We start from the raw sequence: 22,881 nt of genomic DNA, 5'->3' as shown, positions 1-22,881 counted from the left end.
GGCCCCCCACGGCAGCGGGGCGTGGATCATGCCTGCGGCTCCTGCAGCGAACCGTCGCGCAGCGCACGCTGTTCGCGGCGGCGCGCCAGCCACTCGGAGAAGCGCTCCATGTACAGGTAGATCACCGGCGTGGTGTACAGGGTCACCAACTGCGACAGCAGCAGGCCTCCAACGATGGCGATACCCAGCGGGCGGCGCAGCTCCGAACCGATGCCGGTGCCCAGCGCCAGCGGCAGCGCGCCGAGCATGGCCGCGGCGGTGGTCATCATGATCGGGCGGAAGCGCAGCAGGCAGGCGCGGCGGATCGCTTCGTGCGCGTTGGCGCCGGCGCGGCGGGCTTCGATGGCGAAGTCGACCATCATGATGCCGTTCTTCTTGACGATGCCGATCAGCAGCACGATGCCGACGATGCCATCCACCGACAGGCTCAGCCCGCACAGCATCAGCGCCAGCAGCGCGCCGACACCGGCCGGCGGCAGCGTGGAGATGATCGTGATCGGGTGGATGTAGCTCTCGTAGAGCACGCCCAGCACGATGTAGATCACCACCAGCGAGGCCAGCAGCAGCCACACCACATCGGTCTGGCTGCCGGTGAACTCGGCGGCCTTGCCGATGAACTCGGCATGCAGGTGGGTGGGCATGTCCAGGCTGTCCTTGGTCTCCTGGATCGCTCGCACCGCTTCGGACAGAGAATAGCCTGGCGCCACGTTGAACGACACGGTCACCGCCGGCAGCTGCTGCTGGTGGCTGACCACCAGCGGGGCGCTGCTGACCTTGCCTTCGGCCAGCGCCGACAGCGGGATGATGTTGCCGGCGCCGACGGTGATGCCGGTGTTCTGCGCGCCGATGCCGGTGGCGGTGGACGAGTTGGAGGAGGTGACCTGGCCGAAGCTGGTGGCATTGGTGCCGGTCAATGCGCCGGCGCCGTTGGAGGCGACGGCCAGCTGTTCCATCAGCGCAGTGCTGGTGCGGAACTCCGGTGCCACTTCCAGCACCACGCGATACTGGTTGAGCTCGGTGAAGATGGTCGAAATCTGGCGCTGGCCGAACGCATCGTAGAGCGTGTCGTCGATGGTCTGCATCGGCACGCCCAGCACGCTGGCCTTGTCGCGGTCGATGTTCAGCTCCAGGGCGCGGCCCTGGTTGGACAGGTTGTTGTCGACGTCGGCCAGTTCCGGGCGCTTGCGCAGCGCTTCGGTCAGGCGCGTGGCCTGGGTCGCCACCGTCGCCGAATCCACGTCCGACAGCGAGTACTGGTACTCGGTGGCGGCCACGCGGGTATCCAGGGTTACGTCCTGCACCGGCTTCAGGTACAGCGCCACGCCCGGAATGCCGGCCACTGCCTTCTGCAGGCGCGGCAGGATCTCGTCCAGGCCGTCGCGCTGGCTGCGCTCCTTCAGCACGATCGACAGCTGGCCCTGGTTGAGCGTGGGGTTCATGCTGCCGGCACCGATGAAGGCCGACACGCCGGTCACGTCTGGATCCTGGCGCAGCGCTTCGGCCACCTGCCTGGTGCGCTGCTCCATCTGCGGGAAGGCGATGTTCTGGTCGGCCTGCACCACGCCGGTGATCAGGCCGGTGTCCTGTTCGGGCAGCAGGCCCTTGGGAATCAGCACGTACAGCAGCACGGTCAGCACCAGCGCGCCACCGGCCACGGCCAGGGTCAGCCGCTGGTGGCCAAGCACCCAGTCCAGGCTGTGCTCGTAGAGGCCGACGGTGCGCGTCCACAGGTTCTGCTTGCCGGCCGCCGCCGCGCGCTCATGCGCGTCCTCGCCCTCGGGCAGGGCATCGGGCTTGAGCAGGTAGGCGCACATCATCGGGGTCAGCGTCAGCGAGATCAGCATCGACAGCACCACGGCGATGCTCAGCACCCACGCGAACTCGTGGAACAGGCGGCCGGTGACGCCGGGCATCAGCAGCAGCGGCAGGAACACCGCCACCAGCGAGACCGTCAGCGACAGCACGGTGAAGCCGATCTGGCGTGCGCCGATCTCGGCCGCTTCCTTGCCACTCTTGCCCTGCTCGATGTAGCGCACGATGTTCTCGATCATCACGATCGCATCGTCGACCACGAAGCCGGTGGCCACCACCAGCGCCATCAGCGAGAGGTTGTCCAGCGACATGCCGGCGAAGGCCATCACCGCGAAGGTGCCGGCCAGCGACAACGGCACCGCCACCGAGGGAATGATCGTGGCCCACAACCGGCGCAGGAACACGAAGATCACCGCCACCACCAGCCCGATGGTCAGGATCAGGGTGAACTGCACTTCATGCACCGAGGCGCGGATGGTCTCGGTGCGGTCGTTGAAGATCTCCAGGTGCACGTCGGCTGGCAGCACGCCCTGCAGCTGCGGCAGGATGGCGCGGATGCGCTCGACGGTCTGCACGATGTTGGCACCGGGCTGGCGGCGCACTTCCAGCAGTACCGCCGGCTTGCCGTCGGCCCAGGCGGCAAGCTGGTCGTTCTCCACGCCATCGATTACCTCGGCCACGTCCGACAGCCGCACCGGGCGGCCATTCTTGTAGCTGATGATGGTGTCGCGGTACTCGGCGGCGCTGGCCAGCTGGTCGTTGGTGCCGATGCTGTAGGACTGCGTCTTGCCGTTCAACGAGCCCTTGGGCGCATTGACGTTGGCCTGGGTCAGCGCGCTGCGCAGCTGCTCCAGGGTCAGGCCCATGTTCGACAGCTGCGCCGGATTGACCTGGATGCGCACGGCCGGGCGCACATTGCCGGCGATCGAGACCAGGCCCACGCCCTGCACCTGCGACAGGCGCTGGGCCAGGATGGAATCGGCGTAATTGTTGACGTCGCGCAGCGGGCGCGTGTCAGAGGTCAGTTTCAGGGTGACGATGGCCGCGTCGGCCGGGTTCACCCGGTTGTAGACCGGCTGGTAGGGCAGCGACGAGGGCAGGGTGGCCTGGCGGATCGCCGCCTGCACGTCCTGCGCGGCGATGTCGATGTCGCGGTCCATCGAGAACTGCAGGATGATCGTCGACAACCCGGCCGACGAGTCGGAGGTCATCAGCTCCAGCCCGGAAATCTGCCCGAACTGGCGCTCCAGCGGGGTGGTGACCAGCGAGGCCATGGTGGTGGCGTTCGCACCGGGGTACTGGGTGGTGACCACCAGGCTGGGCGCATCGATTTCCGGCAGCGCCGACACCGGCAGCTTGCGGTAACCGAGGATGCCCAGCAGCAACAGGCCCGCCATCAACAGCGAGGTGGCGATCGGGCGGCGGATGAAGATCGTCGAAAAGCCCACGGACTGATCCTTGCTGGCACTTCAATGTCGGCGCCGGCAGGTCCGCCGGCGCGAGGGAGATCAGTGGCCTGCGCTCAGCGCGGGCCACCACCGCGACGGCCACCGCCGCCTGCGTTCTTCTGCTCGGCTGCCTTCAGTTCGGCCTCGGTCGGTGCGGCCGGGGTCTCGCCCGGCTTCAGTGCGGTGACCTTGCTGCCCGGCTTCAGGCGGAACTGGCCTTCACTGACCACCCGCTCGCCGCCCTTCAGGCCTTCGGCGATCTGCACCTGGCTGTCGCCCACTTCCACGCCGCTGCGCACGGTCTGCATCTTTACCGTGTTGTCGCCCTGCACTATGTAGACGTACTCGCCATCCGGGCCACGCAGTACCGCCTGGGTGGGGATCACCACGCCGCCGGCAATCGTGCGCAGCTGCATGCGCACGTTGACGAACTGGCCCGGCCACAGGCCGTTGTCGGTGTTGTCGAACAGGGCGCGCGCCTTGAACGTGCCGCTGTCGGCACTGATCAGGTTGTCGACCACATCGAGCTTGCCGTCGCCGGACAGCACGTGCGAATCGGCGCGGTCCAGCGCCGCCACCGGTACCGTGCCGGCGGCCTGCGCCTGGCGCACATCGCCGAGCTGGCGCTCGGGCAGGTTGAACAGCACGTGGATCGGATGGATCTGGGTCAGCGTGACCAGAGCGGTACCGGCGCTGACCACGTTGCCGGCGTCGACCGCACGGATGCCGGCGATGCCTGAGATCGGCGCGGTGACCCGGGTGTACTGCAGCTGCACCTGCGCCGAGCGCATGCTGGCCTCGTTGGCGGCCACGGCGCTTTCGTACTGTGCCACTTGGTTTCGCTGTGTATCCAGATCGGTCTTGGCGACGTACTGGCGATACTCCGGCGCGTTCGAGCGCTGGTAGTTGGAGCGCGCGGTGGCCAGCAGGGCCTCGTTCTGGCGCTTGGCTGCAGCGGCCTGGTCGTAGCTGGCCTGGGCGGTGCGCGGGTCGATCACCGCCAGCACATCACCCTGCTTCACTTCCTGGCCTTCACGGAAATTCAGGCTCATCAGCTGACCGCCGACCTGCGGGCTGACGGTGACGGTGTTCATCGCGGTCACCGTACCCAGCGCGCTGGCATACACCGGTACGTCCTGGCGCGTGGCTTCGACCACGGTTACCGGCACCGGGCCGGCATCCGGGTCTTCCCCGCCCTGGCGCGCGCCCGCAGCAGGTTTTCCAGCCTTGTCCTTGCCCCCGCCAATGACGCGCAGGCCGACCACGGCCAGCACCAGGATCGCCACGACCAGCAGCACGATCTTCCAAACACGTGACATTACGAGGACTCCGAGAGGGCTGGACCGGACGGGACGCCGGGACAATGCGCAAAGCATACCTGTGCCACATCACGTTTCCTGCATGACGGATGGGACGGGCGCTAAGACCGGATGCGGCACCGGAGGTTCCCGTGGCGCCGGTGTTGCCCTACATTCAGCTGGAACCCTCTTGCTGTGGAGATTGCGATGCGCCGTTCGCTGCTGCTGTCCGCCCTGCTGCTGGCCCTGCCGGCGCTTGCCCATGCCCAGGACGGGCAACGCCCCGAAGTGACCGCCGCCGCGCAGCGGCTGCAGGCCCAGGTGGTCGAATGGCGTCGTGACTTCCACCAGCACCCGGAGCTGTCCAACCGCGAGGCGCGCACCTCGGCCGAGGTCGCCAAGCGCCTGCGTGCGATGGGCCTGAAGCCGAAAACCGGCATCGCCCACCACGGCGTGGTGGCGATCATCGAAGGCGGCAAGCCGGGTCCGAAGATCGCGTTGCGTGCAGACATGGACGCGCTGCCGGTGACCGAGCAGACCGGCCTGCCGTTCGCCTCCAAGGCCACCGACCAGTACCGCGGGCAGACCGTGGGCGTGATGCATGCCTGTGGCCACGACGCGCATACCGCCACCCTGCTCGGCGTGGCCGAAGCGCTGGTATCAATGAAGAAGGACCTGCCGGGCCAGGTGATGCTGATCTTCCAGCCGGCCGAGGAAGGCGCGCCGCCGCCGGAAGAGGGCGGTGCGGCACTGATGCTGAAGGAAGGGCTGTTTGCCGATTTCAAGCCGGAGGCCGTGTTCGGCCTGCATGTGTTCTCCAGCGTGCAGGCCGGCCAGATCGCGGTGCGCGGCGGCCCATTGATGGCCGCCTCGGATCGCTTCGGGATCAAGGTGATCGGTCGCCAGACGCATGGCTCGGCACCGTGGAACGGTGTTGACCCGATCGTCGCCACCGCCGATCTGGTCGGCACCGCGCAGACCATCGTCAGCCGCCGCGCCAACCTGTCCAAGCAACCGGCGGTGCTGACCTTCGGCGCGATCAACGGCGGCATCCGCTACAACATCATTCCCGATGAAGTGGAGATGGTCGGCACCATCCGCACCTTCGACGAAGGCATGCGCCAGCAGATCTTTGCCGACCTGCGCAACGTGGCCGAGCACACGGCCGCCGCGCACGGTGCGAAGGCGGTGACCGACATCTACGAGTCGGAGGGCAACCCGGCCACGGTGAACGACCCGGCGCTGACCGCGAAGATGCTGCCGAGCCTGCAGGCGGTGGTGGGCAAGGACAACGTGTACGAGCCGCCGCTGCAGATGGGCGCGGAGGATTTCTCGCTGTACGCGAAGGAAGTGCCGGGCATGTTCTTCTTCGTCGGCTCCACCAGCGTGGGCATCGACCCGGCGACGGCGCCGGCCAACCATTCGCCGAAGTTCCTGCTGGATGAGAAGGCACTGGATGTGGGACTGCGGGCGTTGCTGCAGGTGAGCCTGGATTACCTGCACGGTGCCGGCACCCCGGCGGGGTGAGGGTTTCCGGCAGGGCTTGCAGCCCTGGGTACGCGACATCGCATGCGCGCTGTCGCTCCCACAGTTCGCTGCGCGAACGGTGGGCCCCCCTTACCAGCTTCCAGACCCCTGCCGCTTCGCGGCCGCCCCCTGACTCAGGGGGCCTTCCTCCAGACCCGATCCCGTGGCTTGCCGGTAGATCCACGCCATGCGTGGATGGCAGACATCGAAAATGTCCGAAGGATCGGATTTTGATTTTCTGATCTTTCCCGTGGTGGATCGGCGGCAGAAATGTGTCGGGGGGCCGGGCGGGTGGGGCTGGCGGGGTATCCGCGCCATGGATGGCGCGGCTAAGCCTCCACGGACGGATTCACGGCGTCCCCGCCAGCCCCATCCGCCCGGCCCACTCCCGGGAATCCAGGCTTTCGACGACCCAACACCCCACCACGGAGGGGCTCCGCCGTTGGCCGGCCCGGCCGAAGGCCCGCCCTCCGCGCGATACAATGACCTCCATGAACACCCCACAGGATTCCAGCCTCGGTCGCGAGGTCAGTTACCCGTCGCAGTACGATCCCGGCCTGCTGTTCCCCATCCCCCGCAGCGGCGCCCGCGCCGAGATCGGCCTCGATGAGGCCGCGCTGCCGTTCGTCGGCCACGACCGCTGGCACGCCTTCGAGCTGAGCTGGCTCGACCCGCGTGGCAAGCCGCAGGTCGCCGTCGCCACGGTGCAGGTGCCATGCACCTCGCCGCGGCTGATCGAATCGAAGTCGTTCAAGCTGTACCTCAACTCCCTCAACAGCACCCGCATCGACAGCGCCGAGGCACTGCGCGCGCGCCTGGTGGCGGATCTGTCGGCCTGCGCCGGTGTGCCGGTCCAGGTCGAGTTCGGCCTGCCAGGCCTGCGCGAGACGCCGCTCGGCGAGTCCATCGACGGGCTGGAACTGGAGATCGACTGCTACGGCCCGCCGCAGGCGGACTTCCTCGCCGCCGATGCGGGTGAGGTGGTGGAAGAGACCCTGGTCTCGTCGCTGCTGAAGTCCAACTGCCCGGTCACCGGCCAGCCGGACTGGGCCACGGTCAGCCTGCGTTACCGCGGGCCGAAGATCGATCGCGTGGGCCTGCTGCGCTACTTGGTCAGCTACCGTGAACACGCCGAGTTCCACGAGCAGTGCGTTGAGCGGATCTTCAGCGAGGTATCTGCGCGCTGCCAGCCACAATGGCTGGAAGTGGAGGCCCGCTATACCCGCCGTGGTGGCCTGGACATCAACCCCTGGCGCGCCAGCCCCGGCATCACCGCCCCGGCTGCGACCTACCGCGAACTGCGGCAGTAACCGGTAGTGCCGGTCGCTGGCCGGCAACCGCAAGGAACCCGCGTCCAGGGCAAGGGAAAGCCGGCCAGCGGCCGGCACGACCGGACACCGTCTCTCCCGATTGTTCAGCCGCCCCCGGGGGCGGCTTCACATCTGCACCATCCCCATTTAACAACCGCCATGGCACCGTGCCAATCACGTAGTCATGCAGACGGGAGTTGTGGATGAGTACCGAGAAGAAAGCCGATTTCTCCGGCGTCAGTGGCAGTGTCGACAGTACCGCCGAGCAGGTGCCGAAGGCGGACTTCTCCGGCGTCAGCGCTTCGGTGGACAGCACCGCGGACGTTGTCAGCGGCGGCACCTATACCGTGCAGAAGGGTGACTCGCTGTCGAAGATCGCCAAGCAGCATCTGGGCGACGCCAATGCCTGGAAGAAGATCTTCGAAGCCAACCGCGATGTGCTTGATGACCCGGACAAGATTTTCCCGGGCCAGACCCTGAAACTGCCGCCGAAGTAAGCCGGCCAGAACGCCGTCCGACAATCCCTGGGAGGAACCCCGAATGATCAAGACCACCCCGCTCCAGACCGCCCTGATCGCCGCCCTGCTGGGCAGCGTCGCCCTGGTCGGTTGCAAGAAGAAAGAAGAGTCGACCGACAACAATGCCGCTCCGGCAGCGACTGCTCCGGCCGAACCGGCAGCACCGGCCCCGATGACCGGCGCGCCGCCGCCGATGGCCGAAGCCGCTGCTGTCAGCGTCTCGTCGGTCACGGTCGGCAAGACCGCAGCCGCCGACAAGTCGGTTGCGACGACGGCTTTGTTCGCGCCGAAGGACGACATCATCGTCTCGGTCAAGACCGACGGTGCTGCCAACAACGTCGCCGTTGGCGCGAAGCTGACCTACCAGGACGGCCAGGTGGCCGGCGAACAGAATGCCACGCTGAACACCAGCGGTGCGGAAACCACCAACGTCACCTTCAAGAATGCAAAGGGCTGGCCGGCCGGCAAGTACCGCGCCGAAGTCACCGTCGATGGCAAGGCGGCCGGAACGCCGCAGGAGTTCGAGGTCAAGTAAGTCCAGCCGACTCTCTCCCGGCAGGGCTCACGATGGACGCAGCCGCGAGGCTGCGTCCTTTTTTGTTGGATGATGGTCGGCTTCATCCAGGCGTCGATGGATCACAGCGTTGCCGGCATGCAGTACCGCCGCGTATGGCGTGGCTTTGCCCCGCGCGACTGAAAACGCGACAATGCAGGGGTTTCCCCGCCGCGCGCCCACCCTGACGGCGACGGGGGAAAGCGTGGGGCCCCGCCTCGCGCGCGACACGGTTGCACGTGGGCCGGCGCTGGCGCCGGCCTTCCCCTGAGCATTGCTACAGAGTCCAAGTCCCCCATGTCCAAGATCCTCTACACGCTGACCGACGAAGCACCGTTCCTGGCCACCCAGTCGCTGCTGCCGATCGTTGACGCCTACACCGCCACGGCCGGCATCGTGGTGGAAACCCGTGACATCTCGCTGTCCGGCCGCATCCTGTCGCAGTTCCCGGAACTGCTGTCCGACGCGCAGAAGGTCAGCGACGACCTGGCCGAGCTGGGCCAGCTGGCGACCACCCCGGACGCCAACATCATCAAGCTGCCGAACATTTCCGCCTCGGTGCCGCAGCTGAAGGCGGCCATCAAGGAACTGCAGGACCAGGGCTACCCGCTGCCGGATTACCCGGAAACCCCGGCCGACGACCAGCAGCGCGACTACAAGGCGCGCTACGACAAGGTCAAGGGCAGCGCGGTGAACCCGGTGCTGCGCGAAGGCAACTCCGACCGCCGTGCACCGCTGTCGGTGAAGAACTACGCGCGCAAGCACCCGCACCGCATGGGCGCTTGGGCGCCGGATTCGAAGTCGCACGTCGCGCACATGGCCGCCGGCGATTTCTACGGCAGCGAAAAGTCGGCCACCCTGGCCAACGCCGGTTCGCTGAAGATCACCTTCCACGGCAACGACGGCAGCACCGCTGTGCTGAAGGAAAAGACCGCGGTCAAGGCCGGCGAGATCGTCGACGCCGCCGTGATGAGCCGCAAGGCGCTGGCCGCGTTCATCGGTGAGCAGATCGCCGATGCCAAGGCCCAGGGCGTGCTGTTCTCGCTGCACCTGAAGGCGACCATGATGAAGGTCTCCGACCCGATCATGTTCGGCGTGGCGGTCAATGAGTTCTACAAGGACGTGCTGGCCAAGCATGCCGACGTGCTCAAGCAGGCCGGTTTCGACGCCAACAACGGCATCGGTGACCTGGCTGCGCGCCTGCCGTCGCTGCCGGAAGCCACCCGTGCCGCGATCGAAGCCGACCTGGCTGCCGAGTACGCACAGCGCCCGGGCGTGGCCATGGTCAACTCGGACAAGGGCATCACCAACCTGCACGTGCCGAGCGACGTCATCGTCGACGCCTCGATGCCGGCGATGATCCGCGACTCCGGCAAGATGTGGAACGCCGAAGGCAAGCTGCAGGACACCAAGGCGGTCATTCCGGACCGCTGCTATGCCGGCGTGTACCAGGCCGTCATCGACGACTGCAAGGCGCACGGCGCCTTCGACCCGGCCACCATGGGCTCGGTGCCCAACGTCGGCCTGATGGCACAGAAGGCCGAAGAGTACGGCTCGCACGACAAGACCTTCCAGATCGCTGCCGATGGCGTGGTCAAGGTCACCGACGACGCCGGCAACCTGGTGTTCGAGCACACTGTGGAAGCCGGTGACATCTGGCGCATGTGCCAGACCAAGGACGCGCCGATCCAGGACTGGGTCAAGCTGGCCGTCGAGCGTGCCCGCCTGAGCAGCACCCCGGCCGTGTTCTGGCTGGATGCCGCCCGCGCCCACGACGCGCAGGTCATCGCCAAGGTCGAGCAGTATCTGAAGGACCACGACACCAACGGCCTGGACATCCGCATCCTGCCGCCGGTGGAAGCCACCGCGTTCTCGCTGGACCGCATCCGCAAGGGCGAGGACACCATCTCGGTGACCGGCAACGTGCTGCGCGACTACCTGACCGATCTGTTCCCGATCATGGAGCTGGGCACCAGCGCCAAGATGCTGTCGATCGTGCCGCTGATGGCCGGTGGTGGCCTGTTCGAGACCGGCGCCGGTGGTTCGGCCCCGAAGCACGTGCAGCAGTTCGTCGAAGAGGACTACCTGCGCTGGGATTCGCTGGGTGAGTTCCTGGCCCTGGCTGCGTCGCTGGAACACCTGGGCAACCGCTATGACAACGCCGCCGCCCGCGTGCTGGCCAAGGCGCTGGACGAAGCCAACGGCCAGTTCCTGGACAACGACAAGTCGCCGTCGCGCAAGCTCGGCGGCATCGACAACCGTGGCAGCCACTTCTACATCGCTCTGTACTGGGCGCAGGCCCTGGCCGCCCAGGACGAGGATGCCGCACTGAAGGCACGCTTCGCCCCGCTGGCCAAGGCGCTGACCGACAACGAGCAGAAGATCGTCGACGAGCTGATCGCAGTGCAGGGCAAGGCCGTGGACATCGGCGGCTACTACCGTCCGGACGTGGCCAAGGCCAGCAAGGCGATGCGCCCGAGCGCGACCTTCAACGCCGCGCTGGAGCTGCTGCGCGGCTGATCCGTCGCCGTTCGGCCGTGACCCCGGAACCCGCGCTTCGGCGCGGGTTTCTTTTCTGGCTCTGGGGTCAGATCCCTTTTGCCACGCAAAAGGGATCTGACCCCAGGCGATGAAACCGTGACTTCCGTCGGCTGTCGGAATGCCGTCAACGGGGCATGAAACTTGCCCGCGATAGCAGTCGCAGAACCGATCGGACACCGCCTGCAACCGCTCCCGATCTGAGCAGTCGATCACGACGGCTGCCGCTGGCGATGCCCTAGCCTTGGCGACGCGAGACCACCGGGGAGGTGGTCGCCCGGGGACACGGATGGCACGCGTGCTGGTAGTGGGAACCGATATCCAGGGCGAGCAGGCCCTGCTGCAACGGCTGCGCCTGGCGTCGGCACTGCCGGACGGCCAGGTCCGCCGCAGCCGGGACCTGGACGATTGCGACCTGCTGGTCATCCGCGATACCCCGGCACTGCGCAACGCGGCCCAGCGCATGCGCCAGCAGCGACCGCGCCTGCAATGCTGGATCGAGGACAACGGCGGCCAACTGCGCGACGGCGACGGACACCAGGATGTGCTCGACGACGGTGCCATCGGCCGCGCGCTGCGTCGCATGCAGTTGGCACCGGAGCCCCTGGCCATGCCCGCACCCGCGCTGATACGTCTGGCCGATGGCGCACACGCCATCACCCGCCTGCTGCGCGAGCGGTTGCCGCTGCGCCATGGCCAGGCACTGTTGAGTGATGCGGGCGAGCCTTTGCTGCTGATGGATCTGGAGCACGACCAGGCCGTGCTGTTGCAGGAACCCGCGAGCGCGCTGGTGGAGCGCCTGGCCGATGCTTTCGAACGCCTGCAGCTGGATGCACTGACGCCAATGCGCCTGCAGGCGCTGGCTGGTGAGCGAACACGCCAGCCGCTGCGGCCGCTGTTGTGGCAATGGGCGCAACGCAGCCGCCACTGGCAGGCACTGGACGAACGCCTGCGCGGCGCTTCGGTGAAGCTGCTGCGCTGGCCGGATTTCCGCGTCCTGGGGCACGACCACGATGGATTCCGCCTGTGCTCGTTGCTGCTCAAGCGCGCGTGCACGGTTGAAGAATGCGCGATGCTGCTTGAGCTGCCGGCGGCGGCCGTTCGCGATTTCATCCACGCGGCCTACCTGTGTGGCTACGCGCAGCTGCAGGCCGCCCCGGCGGCGCCGATGATGGCGACCGGTGGCACCCGCACCGACAACGGACTGCTTGCCCGCCTGTGGCGGCACCTGCGCGGGAGTGAGCGCAATGCGTGAGCACAAGGTGGTGGTGCTGGGCGGCATGGGCAGCGGCAAGTCGACGCTGGTGCGCAGCATCGCGGCCGGCGCGGTAGTCGACACCGATGTGGCCAACAGTGATCGCCTCGGTGCCGACAAGGCCTCCACCACCGTCGCGCTGGACTATGCAGACATCGACCTGCCCAACGGAGAACGCCTGCGTCTGTACGGAACGCCCGGCCAGCAGCGTTTCGATTTCCTGTGGCCGATCCTGCTACAGGGTGCACGGGGCGCGGTGCTGTTGCTGGACGCACGTCGCGTCGGCATTGCCAGCGAGCTGCAGGACTACCTGCAGGTGCTGCAGCCGTTCGCATCATCCCTGGCACTGGTCGTGGCGGTCACCCACCTGGACCAGGCGCCACAGGCGGCGCTGGATGACTGGGCCGCCCGTGCCTGCCTCGATGACCAGCCGCTGCCGCTACTGGCCGTGGATGCCCGTGACCGCGAACAGGGACTGCTGCTGATGGATGTACTGATGAGCGAAATGGAAGCACACGCACTGGTGGCCGCGCATGGGTGACGGGCAGATGGCGGTACTGCCCGATGCGGGCCAGCGTGAGCGCCTGCAGCCGCTGCTGCAGGACCTGCAGCAGCGGGTGGAGGGCGTGCGCACGGTGGTGCTGGCCAGCGTCGATGGCTTTGCCCTGGTCAGCGCCGGTGCCGAAGGACGCGGCGAACGGCTGGCGGCGATGACCAGCGCGATGCTGGCGTTGGCCGCAGCGGTGGGGCGCGAACTGCTGCTGGGCGATCTGCAGACGCTGATGCTGGAAGCGATGGGCGGGAAGGTGCTGATGCTGGCGATCCAGGCCGAGGGACGTGCACCGCTGCTGCTGATGGCGGCCTGCGACCAGCGCAGCGTGATCGGGCAGGTGCTGTGGCAGAGCAGGGAATGTGGCCAGGCGATCCTGGCCGAACTCGGCGGATCGTGAGCCCGGCCGCAGGGGAACGAGGGGCTCGAACCAACATCGACAAGGGGTGCGACGTGGCTGGATTGAATGAATCGTTGAACGCACTGATGGGCATCGACGGCGCGCAGGCAGTGGCGCTGGTCGACTACGAAAGCGGCATGCTGCTGGGCGAAGCCGGTGCCGGCATGGACATGGAGGTGGCCGCTGCCGGCAACACCGAAGTGATCCGGGCCAAGATGAAGACCGCCGCCTCGTTGAACCTCAATGACAGCATCGAGGATATCCTGATCTCGCTGGGCAAGGCGTACCACATCATGCGACCGGTCGCGAAGAAGAAGGGACTGTTCTTCTACATCGTGCTGGACCGGACCAAGTCCAACCTTGCACTGGCCCGACGCAAGGTGCAGGACGTGGAGGCCGAACTGGCGATCTGAGCCGGTAGTGCCGGCCGCTGGCCGGCGTCTGCATCGATCCATCGACGGTCCAGGTGCTGCCGGCCAGCGGCCGGCACTACCTTCGCACTCGACGCCATTGCACACGCCAGCGTATGGTGAAGCCGGTCCTCCCGGCTGAGTCCTGCATGTCCGAGCCTGATATCGATGCCGAGCTGGCGTCGCGCATCGCTGGCGCCATCCACGCTGGCTTCGAGCAGTACCACGCCCGCTTTGCGACGATCACCGCTCGTGCGCGGCAGCGTTTCGAGCAGCGCGACTGGGCGGCTGCGCGCCAGGATGCAGTCGAGCGCATCGCGCTGTACGACCTGTGCATTGCCGAACAGATGGATGCACTGCGGCGCCTTGCCGGCGAAGCAATCGGGGAGCGCGCATTGTGGCTGCAGGTGCATGCACGCTACAGCGCATTGCTGCGGGGGCTGATCGATGCCGAACTGTACAAGACCTTCTACAACACACTGTCGCGGCGCTTGTTCTCCACCCGTGGCGTGGACCCGGCGCTGGAGTTCATCGCCTTTGACGTCGAGCCGTCCGATGCGATCACCCATCCGGTTGCGCGGCATACCTACGCGGTTTCACCCACGCGGCCGGTGGAGGCCCTGCAGCGCGTGTTGGCCGATTACCGCTTCGACATTCCGTATGCGCACCAGCTGCGCTGCGCGGCGGCCATCGCCGTGCGCCTGCAGGACGATCTGGCCCACTGGGGCGATACGCCGGTGCGCAGCATCGAGCTGCTCGACACCGTGTTCTATCGCGAGCGCCGTGCCTACCTGGTGGGCCGCGTGTTCGGCGAGCACCGGTTCTCACCCTGCGTGATCGCGCTGGTCAACGATGAGCGTGGACTGCGCGCCGACGCGGTGCTGACCCGGCGCCGCGACGTCGCCCATCTGTTCGGCGTGTCGCGCAGTTATTTCCAGGCCGACCTTGCCACGGTGGGCGATGCGGTGGTGTTCCTGCGCAGCCTGCTGCCGGGCAAGCCCATCGATGAGATCTACACCGTGCTGGGCCGTGCCAAGCAGGGCAAGACCGAGCGCTACCGCACCTTCTTCCGCCACTTCAACGAGCATCCGCAGGAGCGGCTGGTGCCCGCCGAAGGCACACCTGGCATGGTCATGGCGGTGTTCACCCTGCCCAGCTATCCGCTGGTGTTCAAGCTGATCCGCGACCGCTTCGCGTGGCCCAAGGCGATGTCGCGGCAGCAGGTGGAAGAGAAGTACGCGCTGGTGTTCAACCTCGACCGCGTCGGCCGCCTGCTCGATGCGCAGCCGTATCGCCACCTGCGCTTCCCGCGCGACCGCTTCGCACCGGCCTTGCTGGAGGAGTTGCTGCAGCAATGCTCGCAGACCGTGCGGGTCGATGGCGACCATGTGGAAGTCGCACTGTGCTACGTGCAGCGCCGTTTCCGGCCATTGAATCTGTACCTGCGCGAGCAGGGGGGCGAGGCGGTGCGCGCAGCGGTACTCGACTATGCGCAGGCGATCACCGACATGGCGCGCAACAACATCTTCCCCGGCGACATGCTGCCGAAGAACTTCGGCGTATCGCGACATGGCCGGGCCGTGTTCTACGACTACGACGAGCTGTGCCTGGTCAGCGACTGCGTGTTCCGCGCATGGCCGCAGCCGCGTACGCCGGAGGAAGCCATGGCCGATGAACCCTGGTTCCATGTCGGTCCACGCGACGTGTTTCCCGAGCGCTTCGGCCCGTTCATGGGGCTGCCCGCCAGCGAACTGGCGGCGGTGGGGGAGCACTACCGGCACCTGTTCGATCCGGCGTGGTGGCAGGACCTGCAGGCGCGCTTCGCCGAGGGGAACTATCCGGATACGCCGCCCTACGCGGCGGCCCATCGCCTGGCCTGAACGGCGTGGCGTGAAGCACGTGCCGGTCCGGTCAGGACTGCGGTACGCTCGGTGCTCACTTCATCACCACGGATCCGGCAATGATGCGTTCCCCCCTGTTCCTTGCGCTGGCCCTGGCGTTCTCCGCAGGTGCCCCGCTGCTGCCATCCGAGGCCGTCGCCCAGAACGCGCGCGCCGTGCGCGCCACCGCCGAGATGAGCATGGCGGTGGCGGGCAGTATCGATGTGGCGGCCGACGGCTCGGTCAGCGCGCTGGTCCTGGACCAGCAGGCGATGCTCGCACCGGGTATTGCATCGTTCGTGGAGGGCACCATCCGTGGATGGCAGTTCGAGCCGACGCTGCGCGATGGCAAGCCGGTGGCGGTCCACGCACCACTGCGGGTGCGCCTGCGTGGCAAGCAGCAGGACGACGGCAGCTACCAGGTCAGCATGACCAGTGTCGACTTCAGTGAGTATGACCCGAAGGCTACCGATTCGGTGACCCGGAAGAACATGCCGCCACCGCGCTACCCCGAGGATGTCTTCCGCAGTGGCGGGCAGGGTGATGTGCTGCTGCTGGTCAAGGTGGCCCGCGACGGGACCGTGGCCGACGTCATTGCCGAACAGGTGAACATGACCGTGGTCGCGCCGGAGCGGACCCTGGCCAAGATGCGCGACCTGCTCGCCAAGGCCAGCATCAGCGGCGCCCGAAAGTGGACCTTCGTCCCGCCCACGACCGGCGAGAACAGCACGCGCGACTTCTGGACCGTACGCGTGCCGGTGAACTTCGCCCTGAACAGCGACACCGGCAGCAACGGCAATGCCCAGCCGGAGCGCTATGGCCGCTGGCGTGCCTACATCCCCGGCCCGCGCCAGGCCGCACCGTGGCGCAAGCCGGATGCCGTCGAACAGGTGGGCAGTGATCTGCTGCCTGCCGGGGGCGTGTACATGGTCGATGGCACCCAGCGCGGCCTGCGCCTGCTGACACCGTTGGCGCAGCGCTGAGCCCGGCGCGGTGAAGCGGTCGGCCAGGCCGGCCGCTTTTCAGTCCGCGTACGGGTAGACCACCACCCGGTTGCGGCCCTGTTCCTTGGCCATGTACAGGGCCTTGTCGGCCAGCCGCAGCGCCTGCTCGGCATCGACATGGAAGCTGGGGAAGTGGGCCACGCCCAGTGACACGGTGATGGTGCCGACCGGCTCGAACGGATGATCGGCGATGTGCTGGCGCAGGCGCTCGCCGGCCTGGCGCGCAGAGTCGGTGCTGATGCCCGGCAACAGCAGCAGGAATTCCTCGCCGCCGGCACGGCAGAGGATGTCGCTGTCGCGCGAGTAGCGGCGCATCTGGTCGGCGATATGGACGATGGCCGCGTCGCCGACGTCATGGCCATGGCTGTCGTTGATCGATTTGAAGCGATCGATGTCCAGCGCCAGGATCGCGAACGGAATGCCCTGCACCTGCAGCGCATCCAGCGCCTGCTGCAGGCCGCGGCGATTGAGCAGGCCGGTCAGCGGATCGGTACGGTTGGCGCGGCTGAGCGTGCCGATGCGGTCTTGCAGCGCGTTGAAGCTGTGCAGCACGGCCTGCTTGAGCTGGGCCACCTCGAAGTACCAGGCGCGGATGCCGCTGACGTGGCTGATCGCGTTGCCGGTGTCCTCGCCACCCTGCACGTTTCGCGCCAGCTGCCACAGCGGCATCGAGATGCGACGGGCGAACCACCAGGTGACCAGCAGTGACAGCAGGCCGAGCGGGATCGCATTCCAGATCACCGCGGTCATCAACCGTGACAATGGCTGCAGCGTGGCCTCGGTCGGCCGCTGGGCGATGATGCCCCAGCCGGTGGCCGGCACCGGTGCATAGCCGGCCAGCATCGATACGCCCAGGTTGTTGCGGACCTGCTGCGCACCGCGTTCACCGCGCACGACTGCCTTCACCGCCGGGTTGCCGACCACGTAGTCGCCGACCCGCTTGCCATCGGCGTGGTACAGCAGGCGGCCATTGCGGTCCACCACGTACAGGTACGAGCCGTCGCGGTAGTAGTGCTTGCCCAGCAGCGTGTGCAGCGCACTGCGCTGGCGCAGGTAGAGGGTGCCGCTGACGTAGCCGCGATAGCGGCCCTGGCGATCGAAGATCGGGTGCGACAGCGAGACCAGCAGCTTGCCGGTGGTCGACTGGTAGGGATCGCTGATCATCGGCTGGCGCGCGGCCAGTGCGGCGTTGTTGCCGGCACTGTGAAGGATCTCGCCCTGCAGCTGCAGGGTCTGCGGCGATGTGGCGATCACCAGGCCGTCGGCGTCGACCACCAGCGAGGAGTTGAAGCTGTTGGTCTGCAGCTGCAGTCGGCTGGCTTCATCCTGGGCCTGTGCCGGATCGAGATCATTCTGGCCGAGCCGGGTGGCGGCGTAGGCCAGCTCCTGCTGCGCGGCCAGCAGGAAATTCTGGGTGGTCTCGGCCAGCTTGGTGGCATAGACGCGGTTGGCTTCCAGGGTGTTGCCGACCAGTTGGTCGCGCTGCACGCGGTAACTGGCCAGCAGGGTATTGGCCAGGGCGATGATGGCGCTGAGCAGGGCCAGGGCGAGGATCAGCTTGCCCAGGTTGAGGCGGGGGGACAGCGTTCGCATGCGTCGACGGATCCGGCAGGAGGCTGGACCCGACCGGATTCTCCGGAAGGGGCGACAGCGGGAATCGGTGGCCACGCCCTTGGGGCCGGGCAGGGTATCGGGCGAATTATCGCCAAAAGTCGGCGGCGGCAAAGTGAAACAGGTCGCCCTGCAGGCAAAAAAAAACCTGCCGCAGCGGGCGGCAGGTTCTTTTCGATGCAATGGCGCGGATCAGCGCTTCATCGAACCGAAGAACTCGTCGTTGGACTTGGTGTTCTTCATCTTGTCGAGCAGGAATTCCATCGCGGCCATTTCGTCCATCGGATGCAGCAGCTTGCGCAGGATCCAGATCTTCTGCAGCAGTTCCGGTTCGATCAGCAGGTCTTCGCGGCGGGTACCGGAACGGTTGATGTCGATGGCCGGGAACACGCGCTTTTCAGCGATACGACGGCTCAGGTGCACTTCGCTGTTGCCGGTGCCCTTGAACTCTTCGTAGATCACCTCGTCCATCTTCGAGCCGGTGTCGACCAGCGCGGTGGCGATGATGGTCAGGCTGCCGCCTTCTTCCACGTTGCGCGCGGCACCGAAGAAGCGCTTCGGGCGGTGCAGGGCGTTGGCGTCCACACCACCGGTCAGCACCTTGCCCGAGCTCGGCACCACGTTGTTGTAGGCGCGGGCCAGGCGGGTGATCGAGTCGAGCAGGATCACCACATCCTTCTTGTGCTCGACCAGGCGCTTGGCGCGCTCGATGACCATTTCGGCCACCTGCACGTGGCGCGCGGCCGGCTCGTCGAAGGTCGAGCTGATGACCTCGCCGCGCACGGTGCGCTGCATTTCGGTCACTTCTTCCGGGCGCTCGTCGATCAGCAGCACGATCAGGTGCACGTCCGGATGGTTGGTGGTGATGGCGGTGGCGACCTGCTGCATCATCATCGTCTTGCCGGCCTTCGGCTGCGACACGATGAGCGAGCGCTGGCCCTTGCCCTGCGGCGCCATCAGGTCGAGGATGCGGCCGGTGATGTCTTCCGACGAACCGTTGCCACGCTCAAGGGTGAAGCGGCGGCGCGGGAACAGTGCGGTCAGGTTCTCGAACAGCACCTTGTTCTTCGACGCTTCGATCGGCTCGCCGTTGATGGTGTCGACGATGTTCAGCGCGAAGTAGCGCTCGCCGTCCTTCGGGAAGCGGATGCGGCCGGAGATGTGGTCGCCGGTGCGCAGGTTGAAGCGGCGGATCTGGCTGGGCGAGATGTAGGTGTCGTCAGGGCCGGCCAGGTAGCTGGCTTCGGCAGCGCGCAGGAAACCGAAGCCATCCGGCAGGATTTCCAGCACACCATCGGCGGCGACGCCGTCACCGTGGCGGGTCAGCACCTTCAGCAGGGCGAAGATCACGTCCTGCTTGCGGGCACGGGCCACGCCTTCGGAGATCTGCAGCTGCTCGGCGATTTCCAGCAGCTTCTGTGCCGGCATGCGCTTGAGGTCGCTCAGCGAGTACACCGGGAAGCCCTCGGGCACGTTGGCGTGCGGGCGCGGCACGAACGGCTGCTGTTCGCCGCCGTCATTGGACATGCCATCGTCGCGGAAGCGGTTGTTGCGGTCACGGTCGCGGCGGTTGCGGAAGCGGTCGCGTCGGTTGCCCTGACCTTGCCCCTGGCCCTGCTGGCCGTTCTGGTTGTACGGGTTCTGGCCCTGGTTCTGGCCACCCCCCTGGTGATTCTGCTGCCGCGGCTGGCCGGATTCGCGGCCCTCGCCACCCTCGCCACCGCCACTGCTGGCAGGGGCCTCGGCGGCGGGCGCGCTCGGCGCAGGTGCTGCGGCCGGCGCCGGTGCTTCGGGCGCGGCGGCCAGCGGCAGGGTCGGCTGCGCCGGAGCGGCGCTGGTTTCTGCGGCTGCCGGGGCGGCGGCCTTGCTCACGCGGGGCTTGCGCACGCGCTTTTCGGCGGGCGCATCAGCGCTGCCGGTTTCGGAAGTGTTATCGGACAAGAGCGTTATTCCTCGCTTGACGGTGCGAGCGCCCGGCTGGGGCGGCGAACGTTGGGAATGGGTCTGGAAGAAACTGCGTCCAGAGGGTGCGGCACGCGAACGCGGCCGGATATGCCGACACTATCATCGGCCTGCGGCGCCATGCAAGGGTCGCCGGGAACAGCATTCATCATGGGCGTGGTGCGCCCGCCGGCAGCCGCGCTCGGCGGCTGCCGGAGACCGGCAGGATCAGGCCAGGGCCTTGTCCAGCAGGCCGGCCAGCTGGGCCTTGCCCACCGCACCGATCTGCTCGCCGACCTTCTCGCCATCCTTGAACACGACCAGGTACGGAATCGAACGCACGTGGTACTTCGCGGCCAGCGCACGGTTGTGGTCAACGTTGACCTTGGCGATCTTGGCGCGGCCCTGGTAGGCATCGGCCAGCTCGTCCAGCGCCGGGGCGATCATCTTGCAGGGGCCACACCACTCGGCCCAGAAATCGACCAGCACCGGTTCCTTGGAATTCAGTACTGCGCTATCAAAGTCGGCGTCGCCGACATGTACAACCTTGTCGCTCATCTTGGTTTCTCGTCTTGGATTGCACCCGGCCATGCCGGAGGTGGGTGAACTGGGCCTTGCCCGGTGGCGCGACCCTCGTCGTTGCCTCGCGGCGCACTGCCGCGGTGCGTTCGGCGGGATGCCTGGACGCTCACGGCCGGCAGTGTACCCCTATCGCGGGGCAGGGACAGGCGCCGTCTGGAACCCAGCGTATCGTGATCGCTTCGATGCCCGGTATGTGTCGGATTTCACTGTCCTCCTGTACATGGGGCTGGCAGTGCGCGACACCAGCGCCCCAGACCGGGCCGTTCAAGTCCAGTGTGGCTGGGTGAAGGTGGCGTCTCCGGGTGCCGTGAGACACCGCATTCCGGTTTGCCTGCCCGAGTGCGTTAAACTGGGACATTGTGCGGCGCACGGACCGAGGGGTCCCGGCCTGCCAACCCGCCGCAGGGGCCGCAGTTTGCGACGGTTCCCCTAGACGCTGAAGTGCCAGCCGCCCCAAGGGCCGGCGGCCATACCAAGACGGACTCATGAGCGACAAACCGCTGACCGATTTGACCTTTTCCTCCTTCGAGCTGCATCCGGCCCTGCAGGCCGGCCTTGAAGGAGCCGGATTCACCCGCTGCACCCCGATCCAGGCGCTGACCCTGCCGGTCGCGCTGCCCGGTGGTGATGTTGCCGGCCAGGCCCAGACCGGTACCGGCAAGACCCTGGCCTTCCTGGTCGCTGTCGTGAACCGCCTGCTGACCCGTCCGGCGCTGGCCGACCGCAAGCCGGAAGACCCCCGCGCCCTGATCCTCGCCCCGACCCGTGAGCTGGCCATCCAGATCCACAAGGATGCGGTGAAGTTCGGTTCCGACCTGGGCCTGCGTTTCGCCCTGGTCTACGGTGGCGTGGATTACGACAAGCAGCGCGAGCTGCTGCAGCAGGGTGTGGACGTGATCATCGCCACCCCGGGCCGCCTGATCGACTACGTCAAGCAGCACAAGGTGGTTTCGCTGCATGCCTGCGAGATCTGCGTGCTCGACGAAGCCGACCGCATGTTCGATCTGGGCTTCATCAAGGACATCCGCTTCCTGCTGCGCCGCATGCCGGAACGCACCATCCGCCAGACCCTGCTGTTCAGCGCCACCCTCAGCCATCGCGTGCTGGAGCTGGCCTACGAGCACATGAACGAGCCGCAGAAGCTGGTGGTCGAAGCCGAGACCATCACCGCTGCCCGCGTGCGCCAGCGCATCTACTTCCCGGCCGACGACGAGAAGATCCCGCTGCTGCTGGGCCTGCTGTCGCGCAGCGAAGGCGCGCGGACCATGGTGTTCGTCAACACCAAGGTGTTCGTCGAGCGCGTCGCCCGCTCGCTGGAGAAGGCCGGCTACCGTGTCGGCGTGCTGTCCGGCGATGTGCCGCAGAAGAAGCGCGAGAGCCTGCTCAACCGCTTCCAGAAGGGCCAGCTGGAAATCCTGGTGGCCACCGACGTCGCCGCCCGTGGCCTGCACATCGATGGCATCAAGTACGTCTACAACTACGACCTGCCGTTCGATGCCGAAGACTACGTGCACCGCATCGGCCGTACCGCGCGCCTGGGTGAAGAAGGTGATGCGATCAGCTTCGCCTGCGAACGCTACGCGATGGGCCTGCCGGACATCGAGGCCTACATCGAGCAGAAGATTCCCTCCGAGCCGGTCACCAAGGAACTGCTGACGCCGCTGCCGCGCCCGGAACGCCCGGCCCCGGCTGCAGGCGAGGAAGGCGAGGACAACGAAAGCGTCGGCCAGATCTTCCGTGAAGCGCGCGAAGCCCGCGCCGCCGAGGAAGAGCGTCGGGGTGGTGGCCGCAGTGGCGGTCGTTCCGGCAGTGGTGGTGGTCGTGGTGGCCGTGACGGCGAGCGCAGCGGCGAACGCCGTTCGCGCGGCCCGCGCAAGCCGCGCGTGGAAGGCGAGCAGGGCGCTGCCGCCCCGGTCGCCGGTGCTGAAGGCGCCGCCGCCACGGCCCCGCGTCCGCCGCGCCCGCCGCGCGCCGAAGGCGCACCGGAAGGTGCCGTGGATGGTGAGCACAAGCCGCGCAAGCGCCGTCGTCGTCGCCATGGCCGTCCGGTCGAGGGTGCCGAGGGCGTGCAGGCCAACGCCGGCAACGGCGCGAGCCCGGTGACCCCGGTGCAGGTGGTGGCCAAGCCGGTGCGTACCGCCGCCGATACCGGCGATTCGTTCCTGACCCGCATCGGCCGCAAGATCCGCCGGATGCTGTCGGGCAACTGATCCTGTAGCACCCGACCGTTGGTCGGGTGGCTTC

At 67.3% G+C, this 22,881-nt stretch carries 17 protein-coding genes; 12 read left to right on the top strand and 5 right to left on the bottom strand.

Features of this window, described 5'->3' with window-relative positions:
- Positions 1-26: 26 nt before the first annotated feature.
- Entirely contained in the window at positions 27-3,260 is a 3,234-nt protein-coding gene (locus tag ACS0OT_RS18120; RefSeq protein ID WP_065186764.1) for an efflux RND transporter permease subunit, read from the bottom strand.
- Between the two features lie 74 nt (positions 3,261-3,334).
- Positions 3,335-4,579 carry an efflux RND transporter periplasmic adaptor subunit gene (locus ACS0OT_RS18115; protein ID WP_065186765.1) on the bottom strand — a complete coding sequence of 415 codons (1,245 nt, stop codon included), beginning with the start codon at positions 4,577-4,579 and terminating at the stop codon, positions 3,335-3,337.
- Between the two features lie 186 nt (positions 4,580-4,765).
- Between ACS0OT_RS18115 and ACS0OT_RS18110 the strand changes: the two genes are divergently transcribed.
- The 11 genes from ACS0OT_RS18110 to ACS0OT_RS18060 all read left to right on the top strand — a co-directional run bounded on the left by ACS0OT_RS18110 (position 4,766) and on the right by ACS0OT_RS18060 (position 16,482).
- On the top strand, positions 4,766-6,085 hold the full coding sequence (locus ACS0OT_RS18110) for a M20 family metallopeptidase (protein ID WP_053500212.1): 1,320 nt from the start codon (positions 4,766-4,768) through the stop codon (positions 6,083-6,085).
- A gap of 491 nt (positions 6,086-6,576) precedes the next feature.
- Positions 6,577-7,395 carry an NADPH-dependent 7-cyano-7-deazaguanine reductase QueF gene (gene queF, locus ACS0OT_RS18105; RefSeq protein ID WP_139727828.1) on the top strand — a complete coding sequence of 273 codons (819 nt, stop codon included), beginning with the start codon at positions 6,577-6,579 and terminating at the stop codon, positions 7,393-7,395.
- Between the two features lie 203 nt (positions 7,396-7,598).
- On the top strand, positions 7,599-7,892 hold the full coding sequence (locus ACS0OT_RS18100; RefSeq protein WP_005419771.1) for a LysM peptidoglycan-binding domain-containing protein: 294 nt from the start codon (positions 7,599-7,601) through the stop codon (positions 7,890-7,892).
- 43 nt (positions 7,893-7,935) lie between these two features.
- Complete coding sequence (locus ACS0OT_RS18095) at positions 7,936-8,448, top strand: hypothetical protein (protein ID WP_072169182.1); 513 nt, start codon at positions 7,936-7,938, stop codon at positions 8,446-8,448.
- A 315-nt stretch (positions 8,449-8,763) separates the two neighbouring features.
- On the top strand, positions 8,764-10,986 hold the full coding sequence (locus ACS0OT_RS18090; RefSeq protein ID WP_139727826.1) for an NADP-dependent isocitrate dehydrogenase: 2,223 nt from the start codon (positions 8,764-8,766) through the stop codon (positions 10,984-10,986).
- Positions 10,987-11,293: 307 nt separating this feature from the next.
- Positions 11,294-12,259: a hypothetical protein gene (locus ACS0OT_RS18085; protein WP_065196830.1), complete on the top strand. Its 966-nt coding sequence runs from the start codon at positions 11,294-11,296 to the stop codon at positions 12,257-12,259.
- On the top strand, positions 12,252-12,800 hold the full coding sequence (locus ACS0OT_RS18080; protein ID WP_065178843.1) for a GTP-binding protein: 549 nt from the start codon (positions 12,252-12,254) through the stop codon (positions 12,798-12,800). The genes ACS0OT_RS18085 and ACS0OT_RS18080 overlap by 8 nt, the downstream gene beginning before the upstream one ends.
- Positions 12,793-13,209: a roadblock/LC7 domain-containing protein gene (locus ACS0OT_RS18075; protein WP_065178842.1), complete on the top strand. Its 417-nt coding sequence runs from the start codon at positions 12,793-12,795 to the stop codon at positions 13,207-13,209. Before ACS0OT_RS18080 ends, ACS0OT_RS18075 begins: the two co-directional genes overlap by 8 nt.
- A gap of 53 nt (positions 13,210-13,262) precedes the next feature.
- Positions 13,263-13,622: a hypothetical protein gene (locus ACS0OT_RS18070; protein ID WP_005419760.1), complete on the top strand. Its 360-nt coding sequence runs from the start codon at positions 13,263-13,265 to the stop codon at positions 13,620-13,622.
- 146 nt (positions 13,623-13,768) lie between these two features.
- Positions 13,769-15,499: a bifunctional isocitrate dehydrogenase kinase/phosphatase gene (gene aceK / locus ACS0OT_RS18065; RefSeq protein WP_065178841.1), complete on the top strand. Its 1,731-nt coding sequence runs from the start codon at positions 13,769-13,771 to the stop codon at positions 15,497-15,499.
- 80 nt (positions 15,500-15,579) lie between these two features.
- Entirely contained in the window at positions 15,580-16,482 is a 903-nt protein-coding gene (locus ACS0OT_RS18060; protein WP_442255924.1) for an energy transducer TonB, read from the top strand.
- Between the two features lie 39 nt (positions 16,483-16,521).
- Here ACS0OT_RS18060 and ACS0OT_RS18055 read toward each other — a convergent pair whose 3' ends face one another.
- The 3 genes from ACS0OT_RS18055 to trxA all read right to left on the bottom strand — a co-directional run bounded on the left by ACS0OT_RS18055 (position 16,522) and on the right by trxA (position 20,613).
- Positions 16,522-18,096 (bottom strand): sensor domain-containing diguanylate cyclase, encoded by a 1,575-nt coding sequence (locus ACS0OT_RS18055; protein ID WP_005419756.1) that lies wholly within the window; start codon positions 18,094-18,096, stop codon positions 16,522-16,524.
- A gap of 210 nt (positions 18,097-18,306) precedes the next feature.
- Positions 18,307-20,055, bottom strand: coding sequence for a transcription termination factor Rho (rho, locus tag ACS0OT_RS18050; RefSeq protein ID WP_053498291.1), 1,749 nt, complete (start codon positions 20,053-20,055; stop codon positions 18,307-18,309).
- 228 nt (positions 20,056-20,283) lie between these two features.
- Positions 20,284-20,613 carry a thioredoxin gene (gene trxA, locus ACS0OT_RS18045; RefSeq protein WP_005411275.1) on the bottom strand — a complete coding sequence of 110 codons (330 nt, stop codon included), beginning with the start codon at positions 20,611-20,613 and terminating at the stop codon, positions 20,284-20,286.
- Positions 20,614-21,122: 509 nt separating this feature from the next.
- Between trxA and rhlB the strand changes: the two genes are divergently transcribed.
- Positions 21,123-22,847: an ATP-dependent RNA helicase RhlB gene (gene rhlB / locus ACS0OT_RS18040; RefSeq protein WP_065178837.1), complete on the top strand. Its 1,725-nt coding sequence runs from the start codon at positions 21,123-21,125 to the stop codon at positions 22,845-22,847.
- The last annotated feature ends 34 nt before the right edge of the window (positions 22,848-22,881 follow it).

The organism is Stenotrophomonas maltophilia group sp. RY12688 (assembly GCF_052149045.1).
Taxonomy (GTDB): domain Bacteria; phylum Pseudomonadota; class Gammaproteobacteria; order Xanthomonadales; family Xanthomonadaceae; genus Stenotrophomonas; species Stenotrophomonas sepilia.
This window is presented reverse-complemented; position numbering and strand designations above follow the sequence as displayed.

Bases quoted from the DNA above. Each gene is read 5' to 3' on its own strand.
- ACS0OT_RS18115 (WP_065186765.1), bottom strand. From the start codon at position 4,579: ATGTCACGTGTTTGGAAGATCGTGCTGCTGGTCGTGGCGATCCTGGTG.
- ACS0OT_RS18110 (WP_053500212.1), top strand. From the start codon at position 4,766: ATGCGCCGTTCGCTGCTGCTGTCCGCCCTGCTGCTGGCCCTGCCGGCG.
- queF (WP_139727828.1), top strand. From the start codon at position 6,577: ATGAACACCCCACAGGATTCCAGCCTCGGTCGCGAGGTCAGTTACCCG.
- ACS0OT_RS18100 (WP_005419771.1), top strand. From the start codon at position 7,599: ATGAGTACCGAGAAGAAAGCCGATTTCTCCGGCGTCAGTGGCAGTGTC.
- ACS0OT_RS18095 (WP_072169182.1), top strand. From the start codon at position 7,936: ATGATCAAGACCACCCCGCTCCAGACCGCCCTGATCGCCGCCCTGCTG.
- ACS0OT_RS18090 (WP_139727826.1), top strand. From the start codon at position 8,764: ATGTCCAAGATCCTCTACACGCTGACCGACGAAGCACCGTTCCTGGCC.
- ACS0OT_RS18085 (WP_065196830.1), top strand. From the start codon at position 11,294: ATGGCACGCGTGCTGGTAGTGGGAACCGATATCCAGGGCGAGCAGGCC.
- ACS0OT_RS18080 (WP_065178843.1), top strand. From the start codon at position 12,252: ATGCGTGAGCACAAGGTGGTGGTGCTGGGCGGCATGGGCAGCGGCAAG.
- ACS0OT_RS18075 (WP_065178842.1), top strand. From the start codon at position 12,793: ATGGGTGACGGGCAGATGGCGGTACTGCCCGATGCGGGCCAGCGTGAG.
- aceK (WP_065178841.1), top strand. From the start codon at position 13,769: ATGTCCGAGCCTGATATCGATGCCGAGCTGGCGTCGCGCATCGCTGGC.
- ACS0OT_RS18060 (WP_442255924.1), top strand. From the start codon at position 15,580: ATGATGCGTTCCCCCCTGTTCCTTGCGCTGGCCCTGGCGTTCTCCGCA.
- ACS0OT_RS18055 (WP_005419756.1), bottom strand. From the start codon at position 18,096: ATGCGAACGCTGTCCCCCCGCCTCAACCTGGGCAAGCTGATCCTCGCC.
- trxA (WP_005411275.1), bottom strand. From the start codon at position 20,613: ATGAGCGACAAGGTTGTACATGTCGGCGACGCCGACTTTGATAGCGCA.
- rhlB (WP_065178837.1), top strand. From the start codon at position 21,123: ATGAGCGACAAACCGCTGACCGATTTGACCTTTTCCTCCTTCGAGCTG.